Origin of the sequence: Woeseia oceani (genome assembly GCF_001677435.1) — a bacterium.
Taxonomy (GTDB): domain Bacteria; phylum Pseudomonadota; class Gammaproteobacteria; order Steroidobacterales; family Woeseiaceae; genus Woeseia; species Woeseia oceani.
The window spans coordinates 3,905,470-3,926,585 of sequence record NZ_CP016268.1; the positions used below are offsets into that span (position 1 = coordinate 3,905,470).

At 56.4% G+C, this 21,116-nt stretch carries 16 protein-coding genes; 6 read left to right on the forward strand and 10 right to left on the reverse strand.

Annotated features, from left to right (window positions below; genetic code table 11):
- Positions 1-12: 12 nt before the first annotated feature.
- Positions 13-1,374 carry a tetratricopeptide repeat protein gene (locus BA177_RS17535; protein ID WP_068618382.1) on the forward strand — a complete coding sequence of 454 codons (1,362 nt, stop codon included), beginning with the start codon at positions 13-15 and terminating at the stop codon, positions 1,372-1,374.
- A gap of 60 nt (positions 1,375-1,434) precedes the next feature.
- Here the strand turns inward: BA177_RS17535 and BA177_RS17540 are convergent, their stop codons facing one another.
- From BA177_RS17540 to BA177_RS17560, 5 genes are all read right to left on the reverse strand, one after another.
- Positions 1,435-2,955 (reverse strand): M81 family metallopeptidase, encoded by a 1,521-nt coding sequence (locus BA177_RS17540; protein ID WP_068619617.1) that lies wholly within the window; start codon positions 2,953-2,955, stop codon positions 1,435-1,437.
- A 135-nt stretch (positions 2,956-3,090) separates the two neighbouring features.
- Positions 3,091-4,119: a VWA domain-containing protein gene (locus BA177_RS17545; protein ID WP_197493226.1), complete on the reverse strand. Its 1,029-nt coding sequence runs from the start codon at positions 4,117-4,119 to the stop codon at positions 3,091-3,093.
- Between the two features lie 11 nt (positions 4,120-4,130).
- Positions 4,131-5,048: a DUF58 domain-containing protein gene (locus BA177_RS17550; RefSeq protein ID WP_068618385.1), complete on the reverse strand. Its 918-nt coding sequence runs from the start codon at positions 5,046-5,048 to the stop codon at positions 4,131-4,133.
- 16 nt (positions 5,049-5,064) lie between these two features.
- Complete coding sequence (locus BA177_RS17555) at positions 5,065-6,093, reverse strand: AAA family ATPase (RefSeq protein WP_068618386.1); 1,029 nt, start codon at positions 6,091-6,093, stop codon at positions 5,065-5,067.
- 183 nt (positions 6,094-6,276) lie between these two features.
- Complete coding sequence (locus tag BA177_RS17560) at positions 6,277-7,335, reverse strand: LysR family transcriptional regulator (protein ID WP_082990234.1); 1,059 nt, start codon at positions 7,333-7,335, stop codon at positions 6,277-6,279.
- A gap of 680 nt (positions 7,336-8,015) precedes the next feature.
- Here BA177_RS17560 and BA177_RS17565 point away from each other — a divergent pair.
- Both BA177_RS17565 and BA177_RS17570 read left to right on the forward strand, forming a co-directional pair.
- Positions 8,016-9,428 (forward strand): Na+/H+ antiporter NhaC family protein, encoded by a 1,413-nt coding sequence (locus BA177_RS17565; protein ID WP_068618390.1) that lies wholly within the window; start codon positions 8,016-8,018, stop codon positions 9,426-9,428.
- Between the two features lie 11 nt (positions 9,429-9,439).
- On the forward strand, positions 9,440-11,035 hold the full coding sequence (locus BA177_RS17570; RefSeq protein WP_082990235.1) for an N-acyl-D-amino-acid deacylase family protein: 1,596 nt from the start codon (positions 9,440-9,442) through the stop codon (positions 11,033-11,035).
- Positions 11,036-11,286: 251 nt separating this feature from the next.
- Here BA177_RS17570 and cuyB read toward each other — a convergent pair whose 3' ends face one another.
- The 5 genes from cuyB to BA177_RS17595 all read right to left on the reverse strand — a co-directional run bounded on the left by cuyB (position 11,287) and on the right by BA177_RS17595 (position 16,206).
- Positions 11,287-12,051 carry a cysteate racemase gene (gene cuyB, locus BA177_RS17575; protein WP_082990236.1) on the reverse strand — a complete coding sequence of 255 codons (765 nt, stop codon included), beginning with the start codon at positions 12,049-12,051 and terminating at the stop codon, positions 11,287-11,289.
- Between the two features lie 441 nt (positions 12,052-12,492).
- The gene (gene cuyA, locus BA177_RS17580) at positions 12,493-13,494 is read right to left on the reverse strand and encodes a D-cysteate sulfo-lyase (protein WP_068618394.1); all 1,002 of its coding nucleotides are present in this window, start codon (positions 13,492-13,494) and stop codon (positions 12,493-12,495) included.
- 162 nt (positions 13,495-13,656) lie between these two features.
- Positions 13,657-14,586 (reverse strand): LysR family transcriptional regulator, encoded by a 930-nt coding sequence (locus tag BA177_RS17585; protein ID WP_068618396.1) that lies wholly within the window; start codon positions 14,584-14,586, stop codon positions 13,657-13,659.
- 340 nt (positions 14,587-14,926) lie between these two features.
- Positions 14,927-15,250 (reverse strand): chaperone modulator CbpM, encoded by a 324-nt coding sequence (locus tag BA177_RS17590; protein WP_068618397.1) that lies wholly within the window; start codon positions 15,248-15,250, stop codon positions 14,927-14,929.
- The gene (locus tag BA177_RS17595; protein ID WP_068618399.1) at positions 15,247-16,206 is read right to left on the reverse strand and encodes a DnaJ C-terminal domain-containing protein; all 960 of its coding nucleotides are present in this window, start codon (positions 16,204-16,206) and stop codon (positions 15,247-15,249) included. Before BA177_RS17595 ends, BA177_RS17590 begins: the two co-directional genes overlap by 4 nt.
- A gap of 323 nt (positions 16,207-16,529) precedes the next feature.
- On the opposite strand from BA177_RS17595, the gene BA177_RS17600 reads away from it, so the two are divergent.
- From BA177_RS17600 to BA177_RS17610, 3 genes are all read left to right on the forward strand, one after another.
- Positions 16,530-17,132 (forward strand): hypothetical protein, encoded by a 603-nt coding sequence (locus BA177_RS17600; RefSeq protein ID WP_068618401.1) that lies wholly within the window; start codon positions 16,530-16,532, stop codon positions 17,130-17,132.
- 105 nt (positions 17,133-17,237) lie between these two features.
- Positions 17,238-17,801: an ECF-type sigma factor gene (locus BA177_RS17605; RefSeq protein ID WP_068618404.1), complete on the forward strand. Its 564-nt coding sequence runs from the start codon at positions 17,238-17,240 to the stop codon at positions 17,799-17,801.
- Positions 17,802-17,864: 63 nt separating this feature from the next.
- Positions 17,865-21,017, forward strand: a complete 3,153-nt coding sequence (locus tag BA177_RS17610) for a serine/threonine-protein kinase (protein ID WP_068618406.1) — start codon at positions 17,865-17,867, stop codon at positions 21,015-21,017.
- Positions 21,018-21,116: the final 99 nt, after the last annotated feature.

Below are 21,116 nucleotides of genomic sequence, written 5' to 3' on the forward strand. Positions count from 1 at the left end.
AGAGTCAACTCAATGTGTCGACGACTCGGTGTAGTGCTGGCTGTGTTGGCAACACCAAATACCTGCGCAGCAGCCGCAGCACCGATGCTTCTTCCGGTCGGCACGAACGCAGTGCTGCCCTGGTCATTTCACCCGGCCTGGTTCGTGTTGTTGCCCTTGCTGTTGACAGGTGCTGTATGGGCTGGCTGCGCCTGGAAACGTGCACTCAGCGAAGACCCTGACCGCCTCCGTCGGGCTGGCCTCAGAGAACTGAAGCACTTACTGGCGAGAGTGCGGCGATGCCGGACAGGGCCAGCGCCCGTACATCTGCATGCCTGGTTGCGAGCGGCGGCCCGTACCTGGAACGTTGGTGACGCGGCTCCGACCTGCGACCAGCTTGCTGATGCTCTTCGAGCCTGCAATACGGAAACGGGCCTTGCGCAACAATGGTGTGACCTCTGGTGTACGACCGAGCGATCCGTCTTCGCTGCCGAACAGCGCACACCGTCGAACTGGATCGATCGCGCAACGCTGGCAGCTACCGCAGTCCGATTACCGCCACGGACTCATTGGTACCCGAACCGCATTAGTCACTGGCTGCCGGTTACCTTGGTTGTTGTGATTTTCATTGTCTCTGTGCCAGCGCTTTCGCTTGCCGGATCTGCAGAAGGGTCAACCGACAACAGCGAACCTACGAAAGCAACGCCTGCCGTCAACCAGGAAACCACAGCTTACGCCGCACAACAAGCGCTGACTTCGGCATGGAACGACTGGGCTGCCCATTACAATATCGCTATCGCTGCAATGCAGGCAGGTGATCCGGGCAATGCGCTCGGGCACGCAACGGCCGCATTTGTCCAGCAGCCAGGATCGCGCGTAGTTCGAAACAATCTGCGAAATATCTTGCTGCAAGTTGAAACAGCAGACCCGGTACTGCACCGCTTGCTGTCAGGGTCCAGTGTCCAGCGCTTGCCGGTGTTGGCATCGCCCGCGGTATGGCAACGTGTCGCATTGCTGGCCAGTCTCATGCTTGCGGCCGGACTCAGCCTTGTGGTCATTACATTGTACCGCCCGACCCGTAGACGCCAGATACTGCTGGCGGGTTGCGGCATCGGTATGACTGGAGTTGTAATTCTTGGCGTTGCAGTCATGAGCTGGAAAGCTTATGGCAGCCTGAATAAGCCGACTGCAGCTATCGCTGTTCAGTCTGTGAACCTCAGTCCTGCTCCAACTGACCTTGTTCCCGAGGAAGAAACAATCCCTGTTCAACCAGGTAACATCGTCATTCGAACAGGCCGTGATTTTCTTGGCTGGCAGCAAGTAGAGCACGGTCGAGATCAGGGTTGGGTTCGACACATTGCATTGCTACCGTTGTACGCCAGCGACGGCCCCTGATCGGACGAGCATGGGAACGCCGTGGCACACCAGACTGTGCACCACGGCAGTGCCCTCAGACTATGGGTAGGTAACGTCCTCTCCGAACGGGTAGAACTGATCTAGTTTGAGATGCTCGTACTCGAGTGCCTCAAGACGAATTGTTCCGAGGAACGGTTGGTCAGGCTCGACGAGAAGTATGGTTTTTGCGTAGCCATTGTCATCAAAGCCGCGGCGAAAATGCACTCGCGACTTGATCGCTATGACACTGAAGTCATCCGGGTTGAGGCCGATATCCAGGAACGATTCCGGATTCGTAACCTGATGGAGGTACGGACTGATCACGAGTACGTTGCCATCGCCGAATTTCACACTGACCCACAACTGCGCTCCTGCTGCTCCTGTTCGACCGTTACGCGACCCGATACCCCCGCTTACGGTATGCACCGTACCGACAACCCGAACAGGATCTCCCGCTGAGACATCCAGTTTGCCACCAACCATCATGTCGAACGGATCGCCGGGTTTCACGCCGCGTTTGCGCAACGTCTCTATGGTTTCCTCGTCGGCCACTGTACCGATGAGCGTGTTACTTAGCTTCTGCTTTATCACCTGGTCCAGCAGCCAGATCGCCGCACCCGAACGGTCGCTGTGATCAGCCAGGACGACCGGCACTGCACCCGCGGTGATCGCTTCTTTGGCCATGCCGATACCGTCTGCGATGCTGTGCACCTCTGTGCCGTAATAGAGCTCCTCGCGTAATCGCCAGGCAGTTTGCGCCATGTCATCGGCAATGTGATTGGCCAGCTCTGGATCACCGTTGGTCATTACCTGGAAGGTCATGCCTGCGTCCACAACGTCGGCAAAGGCGAAGCCGTAGTAGAAATTCACGTACACGTCGGTTTCGCGGGCTTCCCAGACCAGCGCCCGTTGTACCAGGTCCATCCACGGCGAATTTCCTGTCCATTGCAGTACTGACGGCGTAATGATCGGCGGTTTTCGCGTTGCGGTCGTTGGTACGTAGTCGCCACGGATGCTGCGGATTAAGGTGCGCGCGGCACGCTCGCCTTGCAGGTAGCCGTCATAATGCGGGTAGTATTTGATGGTAAAAGCTAGATTCGCATACCGCAGAAACTCTTCATCCTCATTACCATGAGGGTCAAACGTGCCGACGATAAACGCATCCGGGCCGATAGCTTCACGAATTCTGCGAGCGATGATTGACTCGGGCTTAGGTATGCCACGAACACCCATAGCCCCATGCAGCGACAAATAGGCACCATCGAATGGTGCCTGAGCCTTCAGGTCAGCAACCATTCTGTCCAGAAAATGCTCGAAAGCTTCTTTGGTAATCCAACCTGATCCGGATCCGCGCTTGGAGCCAAGTGGTGACTCAATACCAACGAGCTCAACGTTCGCGTGCTCTCTCGCCACTGTCACGAACCCGCCCATATAACCTCGAGGCGAGGAAGACAGTAGTGCCTCACCACGCGCAGGTGAGCCTTCATAAATGAAATCATCCGTTGTTGTGTCGTAGGGCAGGAACGTCACTGTTTCATGTGAGAAGCGCATACAGGCGATGCGTACCGGCCGGGTCGCCATACTTTTTCCTGACGAAGATAACTGTGCTCTGCCCGTCAGCGGCAGTGCAGCGGCTGCGGCACCCATCCCTATTAACGCTTTGCGTCTTGCTATCTTCATTGCTTACTCCTCATTTTATCTCGTGAATGCAGCAGGTCAGGCCCGCTCGCCGACTTGTGTGTGAATACCTGCGCCGTATGCGGCAGCCGCGAAAGTTGCCGTCCCGACTAGCGCGAACAGGACGAACAATTCGTGACTAACCAGCGGGGGGGCCGCATCGAAGGTGGTTTTCTCTGCCTGATCGATGCTTTCGAAGGCCTCCTTGATGGCGTTCTCATCGGTCGCGCGAAAGAACAGTCCGCCGGTCGACGAGGCAATATCGTCCAGTAACAATGTATCGATTCGGGATTCGCGCTGTTCTGTGCCTATGCGATTGCCGGCATAGTCGAATATTGGTGTCGTTACCATGCCTTCGGCACCGGCACCAATGGTATAGATCGCGACCGAGTCCGCGGCGGCCAGTCCGGCGGCCTGTCGTGGATCGATCGATCCTTTGTTGCTTGATCCATCCGTGAGCAGCACGATAAACGAACCTTCCCGCAGTTCGCCGTCATCTTTCCAGCCCTCGCGAAGCCGGGTTAGCGAGACAGCAATTGCATCGCCGATGGCCGTGCCATCCTCGATCAGACCGATCGATAGTCTGGCGGTTTGTTTTCGTAGCCAGTCGTGATCAAATGTGAGCGGTGCGAAAGTGTACGCACGGCCTGCAAACACAACGACACCGATACGATCGCTGGGGCGCTCGTTTATGAAGGCCGATATGATCGGCTTCACAGCCTGCAATCGATTGGTAACGGTAGCGCCCCGTTGAAAGTCTTCCGCATACATGCTGGTCGACAGATCGATCGCGATGATGAAGTCATAGCCGCGCATATTCTGATCTTCTGGCATCGTGAGGACCTGCGGTCGCGCCAGTCCGACAATCAACATTGTCAGTCCCAGATAGGCACAGGCAATTGGCCACCATGGCAGTGGTGTCACCCTCGGCACGTGCCAGTTCTGCGCTTCCGGCACTACGATCGCCGGAACACCTTTTCGCCGTCGGAGCAAGGCGACCAATGGCAGCAGAAGCAGCAACGCGAGCCAGGCAGGATCGTCGAATCTCCAACCGGCGATTTCGGTCATGAACCCAAGACTCAGGTATATACGCCACGGTGACCGTGGCGACGAAAGTAGGTGATCAGTTCCTGCAGCGGATCGTCGGTCCCGCAGATTGTCAGACGCTCATCGGAACGGGGAAACAGACGGGTAAAATGCGCGTCTCTCCTCTCTCGCCAGCGGGCATGAGCAGCTCTTTCAGAGGCTGAGGAGGTATTAATGGATACCAGCCGACCGGCAAGTGGGTCATACGCCGAGAGCCGGCCGGCTGCGGGCAGTTCAGTATCCCAGGGATCGTCCGCTCGCACGCCGACAGTCTGGTAACGCTGTTGCAACTCTTGCCATGGCTCAGGCATCGGTGATTGCGCAAACGGCCCCAGCCACAGTAGTACACTGCCGCGTGCTGCAGCCTTGCGAACGAGTGTCCAGGGCAACGTGCAGACGGCCGGCCCATCCAGGGGTGGTGGTTCCTGGCCCAGCAACTGCGCGACCAACCGCAGGATGCCACGACGACCCGGCAGTGCCCGCTGAATCCAATAACCTTCAGGTGACCCGTACAGCAACATCACCCGATCGCGGTTTACGGAACTAAGCATCATCAGAAGCGCTGCTGCTTCCAACAGCGTATCGCGGCGAGTGCGCCCCGCAGAGCCAAACTGCAATGCAGGAGAATCTTCAAAAATCAGCACTACAGATAAGTCGCGCTCTTCAACAAATTTCTTGCGATATGGCTCGCCGAGTCTTGCTGTGACTTTCCAATCGATATCGCGAAGATCGTCACCCCACTGATACTTGACGACCTGGTCGAATTCCATGCCGCGTCCTTTGAATGCGGACCGGTAGTTGCCACTGAGACTCGTGTTCACCGCATGCCGCGCCCTCCATTCGAGCCGACGAATAAGGGCTGTCGGCGCCGCTGGTAGCGGCTTGCCGTCCCGCGAGATCGTTCCGTTCATTTGCCGGCTTCCGCCCTTACCTGAGACTGCCAGCAACGGAGCGCTCAGGCAGCGGTGTTTCCTTGACGATACCTGCCAGAATCTGGTCCGGTGTAAGACCAAGTGACTCAGCTTCATATGTCAGTCCAATGCGATGACGCATTACATCGGCAAAAACCTCCTGTACCAGCGCTGGCGTTACGTACTCGTGATCTCTCAGCCAGGCCAGCGCCTTGCTGGCCTGATACAAGCCGAGGCAAGCGCGCGGCGAACCACCGTAGGCCAGGGGCTTGTGCGACATGCTGCTATCCACAGCATCGCCAGCCGCCAACTCACGCGTTGCCCGTACAAGCTCGACCAGGTAAGCCTGTACAGTGTCCGCCATGTGGACTGCATCGACAGTCTTGCGCAACTGAATCAACTCGGAGCCGGAGACTACCGCTGACACCTTAGGTGTCGACGACACCTGACCCCAGCGTTCCAGCATCTGCAGTTCCTCGTCAGCCGTTGGATAATCCAGCAGCAGTTTGAACAGGAACCGGTCCAACTGCGCCTCGGGCAACGGATAAGTTCCTTCTTGTTCCAGCGGATTCTGCGTGGCCATGACAAGGAATGGTTCAGGCAACGGATACGTCGTGCCACCGATTGTTACCTGACGCTCCTGCATCGCTTCCAGCAGCGCACTCTGCACTTTGGCAGGAGCCCGGTTTATCTCATCGGCCAGAACCAGGTTTGCAAACACAGGTCCATGGTGCGGCGCGAAATGACCCTCACCAGGCGAATAGACCATTGTGCCAACCACGTCACTCGGCAATAGATCAGGCGTGAATTGAATGCGTTCGAACGAAACGCCTAACGCCTGCGCCAAAGACTTTACTAATAGTGTCTTCGCCAGACCAGGCATTCCCTCAAGCAGAACGTGACCTCCAGTGAGGAGAGCAATTTGCAGCCGCTCAATCACCAATAACTGGCCGAGTACGGCCTTGCCGATCTCTGCCGAAAGCCCCGCTGACCAGGCCGCGCCACTTACCTCTGTCGATTCAGTGTCGATTACTCTGGAATTCATCAAACTGTTGCCAGCACGTTTTCTACAGTCATGCCGCGCCACTGGCAGATTAGATTGGTTCCCAAGACTATCGACTGTGACACGTGCCGCTCCCTCCTGAACAATGTGCTATCTGTAATGGCTTTCGATAATAGGTAGCGAGTTCATGCACAAACAATGAATAAATGGGGCGTGAGCATAACCTCAAGTTATTCCCTGCCGATCTGCTCTGAATGCGTTTTTCATCTCGACCGCGCTGTTGCAGGGACACTCCCCACTCGTGCAGGCAAGACTGTGACTTCCGCCGTACGCAGGCGACGACAACGGATCGATGCTCGCTTTGTTATAGAGCATTGGCATTTCAAGTACCGCCATCATCGCGCTTGACACTTCACTTGCGCATTCGAGAAAGCGCTTCTGTACGGAATTCAACTCGCATTCGTCGCGATACACGGCATACAACGATACTGGAATGTCAGGCGCAGCCGGCCGGGCCTGAATTGTATCGTCGCCGTCACCAATCGCCGTAAAAGGATCGACCAGTGCGAGGCCATGCCCCTTCGCCACAAGTGATCGTGCCATTTGATATGTCTGAACGAGAATCGAGACTGTCGGCTGCGGCGAAAGGCTATCGAGATGAGATTGCAACTGCCCACCCAGCTTATCGCCGGGAGCAATGCCCACTATACGTCGCGCTGCGAGGTCCTCTATTGGAACTGGCTGACTGAGTTCGCAATCCGACCACCATCCGGACGGCGCAATGACCATCATGGACCCCTGGCACAGAACTTCGGAGCGAATCCCCGGATGATCAGGTTTCTGCAACGTCAAACCGATATCCGAAGCTCGAAGCAGAATCGACTCCAGCATTTCCTCAGAGTGCTGCGTACCAAGTTCGATACCGGCAGTCGGCATCACACGTTGCAGTCGAGTAACCGCCTTTGGAACAGTGGCTAACGCCAGACCTGGCGTACTAACGATCTTCAACCCACAGCTTTCCGAAGCCTTGAGATTGGACGCCAGCCGCTGAAGATCGCGAACCTCGCCTGATATCCGCTCAATCTGGTCTTGCAGGACCTCACCTTTGGACGTCAGTTGAAGACCGCCCCTCACCCGGTCAAACAGTGCGAAACCTAGTTGTTGCTCCGCCTGCTGCAGGCGCTTCGTGGCAGCTGGCTGCGATATGTTGAGCATATTAGCGGCACCAGTGAGCGTACCCGCGTGCAATACTGCCTCAAATATTTCAACGTGTCGGAGACGCATGGTTGCTGCCGGAGGTCTTGAACCGGAAGGTTGTTGTCTGTTCACGTTTGTAGCCTCATTGGTAAACGCAGTATTACCGGCATAGCCGGCCTGCGACTTTCGTTAAGGAGACGCGCAAAGTATGTGCCAGCTCAACGGTCGACTTTTTCACGGTTAATTTGCGAGAGAAGAGACCGTCGCCGCATCGCTTGGGTGCGCTTGGACATTCTGTCGCACGAGTTAGGTGCATCAGACTGTTGCTCGAGAGAGAATTTGACAGGAACAAACTGAAATGGCTGTCTCGACTTTTCTTGTATCGATTCGTTTCGTTGCCATGCCGTCCTCGCAATAGAGACGCGATACCAATTTGGTTCGAATCAAACTAGTTTTAAAACCTGTCAGCTTCCAAAGCCGAATGTGCATCCGTGTATGCTTTTTTCGCATAACTAGCACAAGAAAGAAGTCAAGCTGGAGCGAGAAAACTATTGCGGTGCGAACACGATCTGCGAAGGGCCTCGTGTAGATCGGATGATCGATACCAGAATTATACTGACCAGCAGAACTCTCTTGCTATGTGAATCACACATGCGTTAATCAGGCTTTCGCATTGGAGATGAACTGGCTCCTGCAGTACTTTTGCACGCTGCCGCAACAATGACCTTCAGGCCAGCAAATGTTTGAAATGCGCACGAGCAAATTACGTGTCGACTGAATCGCAGGACGACAGACTCCACTTCCACGGTGGAAGCCTCACAGCTCTGGTACCCATCCTCGTCCTGATCGGAGGACTGACCTGGATTTCACTGGCCGAAAAGGGAGGCACCGCTGAATTCTGGGTGTTCGCCTGGCTCGGAATTGTGGTTGGTCTCTTCTTTGCAAAAAACAAATCGAAGTACTGCAACTCCGCACTCAATGGCCTATCGGACAGGGGTGGTGTGACCATCATCATTGCCTGGTTGTTTGCAGGTGTACTTGGCAAGATCATGGTTGCGGGTGGTTTGGTCGACGGCATACTGTGGCTCGGCACGACGTTCGAGGTCGGCTCTGCCCTGTTTGTGGTGCTCGCGTTTGTGGCTTCAATGGTCTTCGCGGTTGGCACCGGAACGTCGACGGGGACAGCACTGGCGCTGGCGCCAGTCTTGTATCCAGCGGGTGTGTTTCTCGGTGCGGATCCTGTGGCACTCGCTCTGGCGATCCTGGCTGGCGGGGTCTTCGGCGACAATTTGGCGCCGATCTCTGACAGTACAATTGTCTCCGCTTTAACGCAAGGTGCAAGAATTGACGATGTGGTGCGCAGTCGGTTTCCACTCGCAATGAGCGCAGCGGTCATCGCCGCTACTGCCTTGTACCTGATGGGGCAATCCGCTGGCGAAGCAGCCACTGTTGGCACTGACGTTGTTGCAGAGCCGAAAGGGCTCATGATGCTCGCTGGTCTGGCTGTGGTCGTCATCAGCGCACTGACCGGCCGCCACTTGGTCGAATCATTGATCTACGGTATTGGCGCATCCGTATTGGCCGGAGTGTTGATCGGTAATCTGGCGTTCACGCAACTGCTGCACATTCCGGAAGCGCGAGGGCAGTCCACCGGCTTAATTCAAGATGGTCTGGGCGCAACGCAAAACGCCATCGTGTTTGTCCTCTTGCTGCTGGCGTTAACCCAGGTCGTTGTAGACAGCGGCATAATGTCCCGATTCCTCGGCTTTCTGCAAAGATCTGTTGTCAAGACAGTCAGGCAAGCTGAGCTGGCAATTGTCGGCATTACCGTCGCAATCTCGGTTCCAATTTGCTCGAATGCACCGGCTCTACTCATTGTCGGCCCCAGTATCGTCAAGCCGCTGGGATCTCGCTTTCGTCTGTCAGCAGCGCGCAAAGCGAACCTGATGGACTGCGCGGTGTGTTCCGTCTTTTATATGTTGCCCTGGCACATTGCGGTGATGGTTTGGCACGCCGCGATTGTTGAAGCGGCCAATAGTTATTCCATATTCGCTCCCGAAATTTCTATCGCCCTGCTGAATCCTTACGCCTGGGCTATCTTGACGGTTATTCTGTTTTCCGCTCTTACCGGTTGGAATCGACGATTCGAACCGGACACAACAACTCCTGAAGTTTCTTGAGGTACTGGTTTATGCGTACGACGTTACTGGCCGCAACTGCTGTTCTTGCTTTCTCCGGTTCCGCCATGGCGGCGACAGACGTTGATCTCGTGATCGAGAATGCCCGTATCGTCGATGGCAGCGGCAATCCCTGGTATCGCGGGAGTGTGGCGATTGACGACGGGGTAATCGTGCAGATCGGCCGGAATCTGGACGTCAATGCGCAACAGACGATCGATGCGAAATCCCGTGTACTGGCACCTGGCTTTATCGATGTGCATACACATATCGAATCGGGAATTACCGATAATCCACGGGCTGACAATTTTATTCTGGACGGCGTTACAACCGTCGTTACAGGTAATTGCGGTAGCTCTACGGTTGATCTCCCGTCCTGGCGACAGTCGATTGTTGGTCCCGCAATCAATATTGCGACCCTGGTAGGTCACAACTCTGTCCGGACGGCAGTGATGGGCCGTGAGAATCGCGCGCCCACACAAGCGGAAATGTTGCAGATGGAGCGCCTCGCGGAGCAGGCAATGATTGACGGCGCAGTCGGACTGTCAACTGGTCTGCTGTATGTACCCGGCACTTTTGCGAGCACCGATGAAGTCATTAGTCTGGCGAAGGTTTCCTCAAGGTTCGGTGGTATCTACTCGACGCATATACGTGATCAAGGCCCGCGCTTGAACGAGTCAATCGAAGAAGCGGTGACAATCGGGCGTGAAGCCGACATTCCGGTGCAGATCTCGCACCTGAAGATCAAAGGCCCGATACGTTGGGGCAGGATCAACGAGACTATTGGCTTGATCGAAGAATTTCGCGCCGACGGCATAGAAGTTACGGTCGACGCCTACCCTTATGAGCGGGCAAGCACGAGTCTCGCTGTGATGTTGCCATCCTGGGCTACCGCTGGTAGCGCTGACGACCTGCTGGCCAGACTGGATGATTCGGAGACTTACCGGCGCATACTTGAAGAGATGGAGGTAATGCGCACCGACAGTGGCTATCCCGACTTTTCGTTTGCCACGGTAGCCAGTTACCCACCGAATCCGGCCGTGAATGGCCTCACGATTAGCGAGATTAACGTAGACCTCGAGCGGCCAGCGACAATAGCAAGCGAGATGGAACTGATTCTGCAGATGATGGCCGATTCGGCCCGACTCGGTCGCACAAACGGTGCGCAAATGGTCTATCACTTCATGAGCAAGGACGATGTCGACACTATTTTTCGTTACCCCAATACGGCTGTCGCCAGTGATGGAGGGGTAAGGGAGTTTGGGGAAGGCATACCGCATCCACGCTCTTACGGCACGAATGCGAGAGTACTGGCTGAATTCGTCAGAGAGCGGAATGTGCTGTCATTGCCGGACGCGATCCGCAGAATGACGTCGTTGCCCGCTCAGGCATTTCAGATGCAGGATCGCGGTCTGATTCGTACCGGCTTCGTCGCAGACCTGGTTCTGTTTGACCCGGACCAGGTACAGGATCTGGCAACCTACTCCGATCCACATAATTTTAGCCGCGGCTTCGACTATGTACTGGTCAATGGGGTTGCTGTAGTTGAAAAAGGTCAGGTTACGAACTCGCGGCCAGGTCAGTTCGTTGATGGGCCAGGCGCCCGGTAGCCGCGCGTTGGAGCGGGTTGTTCTGGGTTTGCAACGCGTAATGGCAGGGACACGAGGATTGATGATGCAGTTCCGGCAACAATCATATGGCCGGGTAGTAACCACCTGTCAATGAATGTATCGCCTGTGATGTCAGGACTATCAAGAACTGTTGGAACTGTGGCTATCGATCGTCAAGTGCCTCCAGCTTGACTGTTGTTCGTCTTGAATGACGCCCGGTAGCGTTGCTCGTACGTGGCACCGCCGCTCCACTATCGAAACGATGGGCTGCGAACGCCAAGTGAATAGTCGATGACACCATCAACGAGGATGTCGCAGGGGTTGAGTAGCGGTACGCGCAACATCTCGTCTTCGAGAACGCGCGGTATTTCAGCGCAACCTGCGATGACGACTTGCGCTCCATCGTCGATAAGCGACTGAGCCAGCGATTTAACCTGTTCAACCACAGATTGCGAGACATCATCGGCTTTGATCTGTTCGAGCAGCAGTGTGAACAGTTCTAATTCTGGTTCGCGCCAAACGACGGCTTCAAAACCGACGGCTTCAAGTGCTGTCTGATACAGACCCGCATCCAGACAACCTCGCGCTGCCATCACGCCGACTCGGCGTCGACTGGAAAAGCGATCTGCCAGGACGCCCATCACCTCGCCGACCATGCTGATGAACGGAATACTCGTCGCGTGTTCAATATCGCTTTGGTATGCGTGGGCACTGTTACAGGTCAAGACCAGAAAATCCGCACCGCCTGATTCGAGATTCTGAGCCATTCGGGCCAGATGAGGTCCTGCGCTCTCTCCTTTGCCACTGATCGCATCGGTCCGGTCAGGAACGACCGGGTTGTGATCAATGAGCAAATGAAGGTGTTCCTGATCCGTGGCAGCATCAGTTTCGCGTATCACCTTGGCAAGGAAATCTATCGTAGTCTTCGGACCCATTCCGCCAAGGACTCCGGGCACCAAGACCTGCGCAGTACTACTCACGTTGACCCGAGACTCGCTCGGCCACTTCAGATTCATTCTTGGCACAGACGAAAATCACCGTGCCATGCAACTGGTTTCTCACATCCCCCCCATTATCTGGCTGTTGGCCACACCGGTGACCAAGCAATACGTCTGACACAATTGAGTGTAGTTATCGGAGTGGTGTCGAACTAATGCTTTTCCAGCATTAATTGATAGTCGGCGGACATGGCATGACAACAACGATTTTCATGCGCTGCGGATTCCGCTGTATTTTCTCGACGATGTCGATTTCCTGTCGATGCCTCGCAGCCTGGAGAGCGCAACAAAGCTCCAGTCAGAAGGCCCATGATCCTGCAGGCTTTGTTGACTACGCAGTTATTACCCTGTGCACGAATTTGTGGAGGTGCGCAGAAGATCGAGAAACTTGGCGTCTATTGATACTGCATTCCGCGTAATTTGCGCCAGTTCAGCACTCTCGGAGAATCGCTGGAATGATCAATCGGCCTCAAATATTGCCCTGTATCCTGACAAAGCCTGTGCACCACCTGTGTGCAGGAAGACCAGATTTTCTTGTCCGCTGAAGTGACCTTGTCGAATCAAGTCGATAAATCCGGCCATGCCCTTCCCTGAATAGACGGGGTCCAGCAGAATTGCTTCCGTCTGAGCTAACAGATTTACCGCTTCCAGCATGCTGTCGGTTGGCACACCGTATCCACCACCTACATATTCACAATTTGCCACCACATCTTCTCTTCGAACCACACCGGGAACTGATAACAGATCTGCAGTGCGTTCGGCCAGCTTGAATACGTTTGCTTCCTGCAGATCTTTTGGCGCGCGAACACCAATGCCGAGGAGAGGAATGTGGCTGTTCGTTGCACGCAAACCGGTAATCAACCCTGCCTGAGTACCCGCGCTTCCGGTCGCATGCACCAGATGATCAATTTTCAGTCCCATGTTGTTGGCCTGGGTCAACAACTCCAGGGCCGCATTTGCGTAGCCAAGTGCGCCGATTGGATTGGAGCCGCCGCCCGGAATTATGTAGGGCTTCTTGCCATCGTCACGTAATTGCTGGGCGATTTCCTCCATAGCCGCATTCATGTCGGTATCTGCCGGTACTTTCGATACGCTGCAGCCAAGGATGCGATCAAGCAACACATTGCCGTTGGAATTGTAGTCCTGCTCCTTGCTACCGGTTCGGTCTTCAAGCAGCGCATAACAGCGCAAACTCAGTTTTGTGGCTATGGCAGCAGTTTGTCTCACATGGTTAGATTGGGTAGCACCCTGGGTAATGATGCAGTCAGCCCCCTGATTCAGCGCATCTGCCAACAAGAACTCAAGTTTTCGGGTCTTGTTTCCGCCACCAGCGAGGCCTGTGCAATCATCGCGCTTGATCCAAAGATTAGGACCACCCAGCACTTTGCTGAGAGTAGGCATAGGTTCGAGTGGCGTCGGTAGGTGGGCAAAGTTGAGTCGCGGAAATCTCGCAAAGTGCATCTTGATATCCAGTCCATGGTAGTAGGATCATCATTATAGAGACCATGGACAGGGCAACTCTAATTCGAATTCGGCAGACCACGCTAAGTTTTGTGCATAACCGCGACGACGTCGCGATCAATGCTCGACGTCAATGAAGTTCTGTCGAAACAGTTGGTATGTTCAGAACTCGTTTGCACAGTCAGCCTCGCTCTCTTGGCACAGCGGCGAGTTCTGAATCAGAGCCCACGCGCGCTTTGTAAGTTCGCTGGCTCTTCGCGGGTTCATCAAAAGCACGACAGAAAGGTCTATTGCACCGAAGTGCTCGTCGAGCGAGGCCAGTGAACCGCTCTCGAGTTCGCTGGCGACTAGCGAACGGGGAATCCAGGCAATTCCCATACCGGACATAACCAGCTTTTTCAGCGCCATTGTCAGCGAAGAGTCGCAGACATTCTCAATGACGTAGTCCTGGAAACCGCCGGCAATCTGCCCTCGATTGACAACATTGCGCAAGAATGAGCCGACGGGATAGTTCAGCATCTTCAGTGTTGTTTGTGTTTCCGGATCATGAACCCGGCTCCCCTCCGGGTCTGTAGCGGTAACGGGAATCAGTTGCTCGTCACCGAGATTCAGCTTGTCGAGATTGTCGCCGTACTGTGCAGTAAGAACAGACGATTCGTAGCACAACAGGAATGCTACATCGCCATTTTCCAACCAAGTAATGCATTCAGGAAGATTTGCTGACCTGAGCCGGACTGTCACTGTCTGCAGTTGGCCATTGATGATGGATAATAGCTGCGGAAAAACACTGGTGGCCAGTGTGTGCTGTGTAGCGAAGGTTACGCTTTTCGTCGCTGATTCAGCCCTCAATGAGTTCCTTATGTTGTAAACATCTACTACCGCGTTGCTGACAGCAGGTATCAGGCGTTCCATTGCCGGAGTGAATTTGATGGGCTGGGTAGTGCGGTCGATGATGTCTTGCCCGACCCATTGCTCGAACAACTGCACGCGCCTGGAGAATGCCGGTTGCGTGATATGTCGCCGCTCAGCCGCTCGTGAAAAGTTCCTTTCTTCGTAAAGGACAAGAATATCCTCCAACCATTTTATGTCCATCTCGAGTCCGGTTATTCAGATTCGCCTGATCGCGCTTAGAGTGAAGCAGCATGATATTCATTTCTGCATAAACTTTCAGGCGAGACTTGCGTGACTTTCTCGATCAGCCGTTCTTTCTGCTCCGGAGTCATTGCATTCATCGGGACGTCGATGGTTTCGAGCCGCATGCTACGTACCCTAAGCCTGCGAGTTTCGCTTCGAGGGTTTCCCGTGAAATCTGAACTTGTGCGGACACTAATCGCGGATGCGTTGAACGGGCCTGGCTTCTGGCGTTGAAGATCGAGTGGCTATCTAGGGCGAATCCGATAATGCCTGACGTACTCGCTGGTGACGACCGGAGTTAATCGCTTTCCTCAAGTCGGCTCAAACGCTGGCGCAGCTGCTGCACTTCATCGAGCAAGTCCAGCACCAGGGCGGCGCCAGCCGGGTTCAGCCGCAGATCTCGAGACAGGCGCTCCGCGACCACGACGCGCCGGACACTGTGGCCGCTGAATCGCCACTCGGCGGGCTCGTTGCCGACCGGCTCTACCAAACCTTCTTCAACCAGTTGCACGACGCGTTCGCTGCTAACCGTACAAACCCTGCACAAATCCGAGAGGGTCATCTCAACCCGGGTTTCGATAATTTCACTCTGCAGGACGGTTTTCCGACTGTCATTGGTCATTTCCAGCCCTCCCTTTCCTTACGCGGATCGAAGGCGAAAGCGCTCGCGAATTCACGATACGCCTTTTTCTGATCAGCCGATTCGGCCCGTGGCAGGGCAATTTGCAAAACCGCGTAGAAATCACCGGGCTCTTTCCCGGGCAGCCCACGCCCTTTGAGGCGCAGCTTGCGGCCCGCCTTTGAGTGCGGCGGAATTGTCAGATCCACGTCGCCTGCCGGCGTTGGCGTTTTGACGCTGGCGCCAAGCTCTGCCTCCCACGGTGTGACCGGCAAGTTGAGGTAAACGTCATTGTCTTCGACGTAAAACTTCGGGTGTGGCCGAAAGCTGATTTCCAGCAACAAGTCGCCGCTTTCTCCTCCACCCGCACCCGGTGAGCCTTGCTTGGCAAGGCGAATGTGTTGACCGGGCCGCACTCCTTTCGGGATTTTCACGTTCAGTGTTCGGGTGCTCAAGGCCGGACGACCGTCGTCGCCGATCACCGTGTGCTTCAGCGTCACGCTGCGCGTCGCGCCGCTGTAGGAGTCCTGCAGATCGATTTCGATTTTGGCGAACGTGTCCTCGCCGCGGCTGGCGAACGGCCGGTGATCCGCCCGGGTGTAAGCACTACGGAAATCGCCACGACCAAACAAGGTCTCGAAGAAGTCACTGAAGTCCTGAGCGCCGCCCTGGGACGCGTTGCCCCCGTGGAACTCGAAACCCTGATCCCAGTTGGGTGGCGGCCGGAAATCCTGACCCGACTTCCAGTTCGCGCCCAGTTGATCATAGGCGGTTCGCTTCTCGGGATCTTTCAGAACTGCGTAGGCCTCGCCCACTTCTTTGAAGCGCAGCTCCGCGTCCGATTCTTTGCTGACATCAGGGTGATACTTGCGGGCAAGCTTGCGATACGCGCGCTTGATCTCGTCCTGGGTAGCGTCGCGTTTGACGCCCATCACCTTGTAATAGTCTTTGTATTCCATAAGGCAACACTATTGGGCCGCCGGGTAAGAGTAGCAAGGGTTTGGTTGCTTTTTTAGTGGTTTCGGCCACCCCCGTATGCTCTCGGCCAGTAACGAGACTAAAGAACCAGCAGCACCGGGATCCCTCGGCAACGGAACAGGCGTCATTCAGGTGCGGGATCAGAGTGAGGACAGGTAACAGCACGCACAGTCAGATTTCGCCGAACAATTCCTCCTGTCTTGCGCCGTAAAAGGCAAAGGCAGGAGAACGCGGAGAGTGGCTTCCCTGACTGATTATCTTCGCGGTCGTTGCCAACCAGCGCACTCACGATGGAGCCAGCACAATGAATACGATAGCTCTGCAGTCCTTTCGACCGACCGCAAGACTAGTTTTGGCTCTCTCCCTGGTCCTCTTGCTGTCGGCGTTTCGCCATACCGACGTTGACACCCAAACCAACCCGGCCTATGTCGACTACACGTTCGACGCCGTTTACGTACAGCTGCCGACGGCCAATGACTACTTTCGCGAGTACGTTGCCGAACGGCTCGCCAAAGAGTTCAGCAAGTCGAATGTGTGCATGTACACAACAGAGGACCTTTTTTCTCCCTTCAGGGACTGGACTGACGAAGAACGGCGGGCGGTCCTGTCCGAGCGCGGTGTGAGTGCCACCATCGTTATATCGCTGGAATCCGCCAGCGAACGAGCCAGCCCCGGAACGATTTTCTTCAATACCGACCTGGGGACGGCGACGCACGTACAGGCCAAATCCGACCGCGCGGTCTTTCATGTCAGGCTGATCGACATAGAGACCAGGGATCTGGCGTGGACGGCAATCGTGCGTACCCGTGGCAGTGGCTCTCTGTTTGTCGGCGACAAGAGCACGGCAAAGGCCATCTCGAAGCACGTTGCCAGATCACTCAGAGAGTCCGGTCACCTGCTAAGATGAGCCTCCTGCGGGAATATGGTCGAGTGTTTACGTCGCGAATGGCCACCCGCCGTATCGCCGCAAGATCGGTGAGCTCACCGGCTCTGCGGTGCCCGGAGGTCATGCATGCGCCCGAACGAACTTACCGGCCTCATCAATCAGTGGCAATCCGGTGACGATGCCGCCTTGCAGCAGCTCATGCCCCTGGTGCACGGCGAACTTCAGCGCCTGGCCCGACGGCAAATGCGCGGGGAAGCACCGTCGCATACGCTGCAGGCCACGGCATTGGTCAATGAAGCCTTCATGCGCCTCGCCGACATCAAGATTGAATACAAAGACCGCTCCCACTTTCTGGCAATGGCATCGAAGACCATGCGCAGGGTTCTCGTTGACCACGCACGCAAGAAGAAAAGCGCGAAACGCGGCGGCGGTATGCCGGACCTGACGCTCGACGACAATGTGGCAGTGGCAGCCAACGCACCCGACATCCTCGACCTCGACAACGCTCTGAGTGCTCTGGCGGGAGTCGATGAACATCTTGCATCCACGATAGAGCTGGTATTTTTCGGCGGTCTGACCTACCAGGAGGCCGCGGATACGCAAGGGGTTTCGAAGACGGCATTGTTCGACGACATGGAACTGGCGAAGGCCTGGTTGAAGAACCGCATGGCCGACATGGAAGAAGAGTGATCGACGGCCGCCTACGATCAATCGGCGCAGCTTGAGTAAAGCGCTATAGCTGAGAACCCGACATTGAACAGCGACGACAAATCACACTGGCAAAAGGTCAAGGCATTGTTCAAGGCCGCTCGCGCATTACCGCCTGAATCGCGGGCCGGCTACCTCAGCGAGCAATGCGGCCACGACGCGGACTTGCTCAAGGCGGTTTCGCGGTTGCTGCAGTCCGCAACCGCCGACGAGTATCTCAGCGGCATCGTCCAGGATGCGGCGAAAAACACCGTCGCGGCAACGGCCAAAGCCAGACTCGAACAGCGGGTTGGAAACTACAAGTTGATCGAGCTGATCGGTACCGGTGGCATGGGCAACGTCTACCGTGCTGAGCGTGACGACGACCGGTTCGATCACCAGGTGGCCATCAAGCTGTTGCACGCGAATCTCGGTGACGAGGCGCTGGTGCAACGGTTCCAGGTGGAACGCCAGACTCTCGCGAACATGAACCACCCCAACATTGCGAGACTGCTTGATGGCGGCGAGACCGACGCCGGTACGCCCTACCTCGTTATGGAGTACGTCGACGGCATTCCTGTTGACCGCTATTGCGATGAGCACCGGCTGTCCGTTCCCGAGCGACTCCGGCTGTTCCGCAAGATCGCTGACGCGGTTGAATATGCGCACCGAAACCTGATCGTGCACCGTGATATTAAGCCTTCGAACATCCTTGTGAATCCAGCAGGCGAACCGAAATTGCTGGACTTCGGCATCGCCAAGTTTCTCGACAACACCGTGCTCAAGTTCGCCGTCGCCCCAACCCTTGAAGGCAGCGCTTTGATGACGCCGGAGTACGCCAGCCCGGAACAGGTTCGGGGCGAGCCGATCACCACTGCCACAGACATTTATTCACTGGGTATTCTTCTTTACATACTGCTGAGCGGGCGACGACCCTACCTGCAGCAGGCGACCAACATGGCAGCCATTGCCCGGGCCATTTGCGATACCGAGCCCAGCCGCCCGAGCACTGTCATCACGCTGGAAGGCGATCCGGACAACACGGTGCCAAATATCGTTGCCTCGCGCCGGACGTCAGTCAGCCGCTTAACGAAACTGCTTTCCGGCGATCTCGACAACATCGTGATGATGACGTTGCAGAAAGACCCCGAGCGACGCTACCGATCCGCCCGGGCACTGTCGGATGACATTGAAAACTATTTGTCGGATAAGCCGGTTAGCGCGCGGCCGGAATCGGTTACTTATCGAACGGGCAAGTTCATAAGGCGTAATCGCTGGGGTGTTGCGGCCACCGCAGCGATTCTTCTGCTGATCGTCGGACTGCCGGCTTATTACAGTGTCAAAGTGACCGAGCAACGGAATCTCGCGCAGCTGGAAGCGCAAAAGTCGGCGCAGGTTTCCGGGTTTCTGTTGAGCCTTTTCAGCATGCCGGATCCCGATCAGGCTCAGGGCGAACGAGTGACAGCCCGGGCGTTGCTCGATCAGGGCGCCTTGCGCATCGAGCAGGAGTTGGCCGATCAGTCCGTCGTTCGCGCGGCTATGCAGGACGTCATGGGTGGCGCCTACATGGGCCTCGGCTTGTACGACCGGTCACAAGCGCTGCTCGACAGTGCGTTACGCACGCGCGTATCGCTCTTTGGTGCAGAGCACGACGAGGTTCTGCAAACCGGGACGAAGATCGCCGAACTCAATGCAGCGACAGGTGACTTCCGGAAAGCCGAGTCGCTCTACCGTGAGGCGCTGAAACTCAGTCGAAAGCTGCACGGCAATGACAGCCTGCATGCCGCGATGCTGCTCACTGGCCTTGCCAATGCTGTTTACGAACAGGGCAGCCAGGAGGAAGCACGCGGCTATTACGCTGAAGCGCTGGCCATGCACGAACGCCTCTCCGCACAGCCGAGCCTTGAGAAAGCAACGACGATGCACGGCTACGGCTGGCTGTTGACCAACATGGCGGAGTTTGACGAGGCCGAGTCGGTTTTACGGGCATCCATCGCCATGCTTCGCGAGACGGCCGGCGCATATCACCCAGAAGTTCCGGCGGCAATGAATCACCTGACGTTCGCACTGATGGACAGCGGCCAGTGGGATGCCGCGGAACAGAACATGCGGGAGGGGCTGGCGCTGACCACTCGCATCTATGGGGAAGAACACCCGGGCGTTGCCGCCGATCTGCAGACGCTCGGCACGATCCTGCAGAAGAAGGGCGCGTACGCCGAGGCTGAAACACTGTATCGCCGCGGGCTGGCCATCGATCTCAAACTGCTTGGGGAAGATCATCCCTATGTCGCGTCGGACAAGAACAACCTTGCCGGTGTTTTGAAAACCCAGGGGAACTACGCTGAGGCGATCGCGCTGTACCGTGAATCGCTGGCAACGAACCGGCAACGTTTCGGCACAGAACATCCAGAGACGGCAACGAACCTGTCCAACCTCGGGTTGGCGTTGTTGCAGCTGGGGGATTTTGAGGGGGCCCGCGAGCTGCTGGCCGAAGCCACGCAGATTCGCACGGTAGTGTTGGGCGCCGACCACCCGGCGACGCTCTCGAGCCGAAATATCTTCGCAATCTACCTGCATATTGCCGAGGACTACCCGGCGGCGCGGTCGGCGTTCGAGAAGTCCCTCGCGGATCGCACGCGCGTGCTGGGCGAGCACCATACCGCACGCATGACGACGTTGCTGGATCTCACCGAGTTGTTGCGCGACATGGGCTTGCCTGATGAAGCAGCCGCACGCCTATCGCAAGCACGTGAAACAGTCGACGCCAGCGTGGACGAGCAACACCCCGTCCGCATACGAACAGACTACGTCGATGCCCTGCTGCGCGATGATGCCGGCGACACCGAGGCTGCGCGATCGCTGTATCAGGGTGTCCTCTATCGTTACCGCGAAATTCTGCTGCCTAATGATCCGCGGCTGGCCAGAATCCTCATGGCTTACGGCGACCTGCTGACCCGCAATAGCGAAGTGCGCGCGGCATTGCCGTTGCTGCAGGAAGCTGTATCCATTCGGGAGGCGATACTGCCGGCCGGACACTGGGAAATTGCTGTCGCGCAGAGCCTGCTGGGAAATTGCGAGAGCGCGCTGGGGCGTGCCGGCGCCGAAGCCACCCTGCTTGGCGCACGCGACACGCTGCTCGCCACACGGGGAAATAAAAACAGCTATACGCAAAAGGCCGAAGCGCGGCTGACCGCGCATCGCGCGCGGGACAACCGCTAAACGCGAAATTGAGCAAAACCCAGTTCAGTGGCGGCAAAGATCACACTGCTTGCCACGCGAGGGGCCAGAGCAGCGACACACGAGTGCCTGGGCACGGCC

Coding starts and splice junctions, on each gene's coding strand:
- BA177_RS17535 (WP_068618382.1), top strand. CDS start 13: ATGTGTCGACGACTCGGTGTAGTGCTGGCTGTGTTGGCAACACCAAAT.
- BA177_RS17540 (WP_068619617.1), bottom strand. CDS start 2,955: ATGGCGACCCGGCCGGTACGCATCGCCTGTATGCGCTTCTCACATGAA.
- BA177_RS17545 (WP_197493226.1), bottom strand. CDS start 4,119: ATGACCGAAATCGCCGGTTGGAGATTCGACGATCCTGCCTGGCTCGCG.
- BA177_RS17550 (WP_068618385.1), bottom strand. CDS start 5,048: ATGAACGGAACGATCTCGCGGGACGGCAAGCCGCTACCAGCGGCGCCG.
- BA177_RS17555 (WP_068618386.1), bottom strand. CDS start 6,093: ATGAATTCCAGAGTAATCGACACTGAATCGACAGAGGTAAGTGGCGCG.
- BA177_RS17560 (WP_082990234.1), bottom strand. CDS start 7,335: ATGCGTCTCCGACACGTTGAAATATTTGAGGCAGTATTGCACGCGGGT.
- BA177_RS17570 (WP_082990235.1), top strand. CDS start 9,440: ATGCGTACGACGTTACTGGCCGCAACTGCTGTTCTTGCTTTCTCCGGT.
- cuyB (WP_082990236.1), bottom strand. CDS start 12,051: ATGAATCTGAAGTGGCCGAGCGAGTCTCGGGTCAACGTGAGTAGTACT.
- cuyA (WP_068618394.1), bottom strand. CDS start 13,494: ATGCACTTTGCGAGATTTCCGCGACTCAACTTTGCCCACCTACCGACG.
- BA177_RS17585 (WP_068618396.1), bottom strand. CDS start 14,586: ATGGACATAAAATGGTTGGAGGATATTCTTGTCCTTTACGAAGAAAGG.
- BA177_RS17590 (WP_068618397.1), bottom strand. CDS start 15,250: ATGACCAATGACAGTCGGAAAACCGTCCTGCAGAGTGAAATTATCGAA.
- BA177_RS17595 (WP_068618399.1), bottom strand. CDS start 16,206: ATGGAATACAAAGACTATTACAAGGTGATGGGCGTCAAACGCGACGCT.
- BA177_RS17600 (WP_068618401.1), top strand. CDS start 16,530: ATGAATACGATAGCTCTGCAGTCCTTTCGACCGACCGCAAGACTAGTT.
- BA177_RS17605 (WP_068618404.1), top strand. CDS start 17,238: ATGCGCCCGAACGAACTTACCGGCCTCATCAATCAGTGGCAATCCGGT.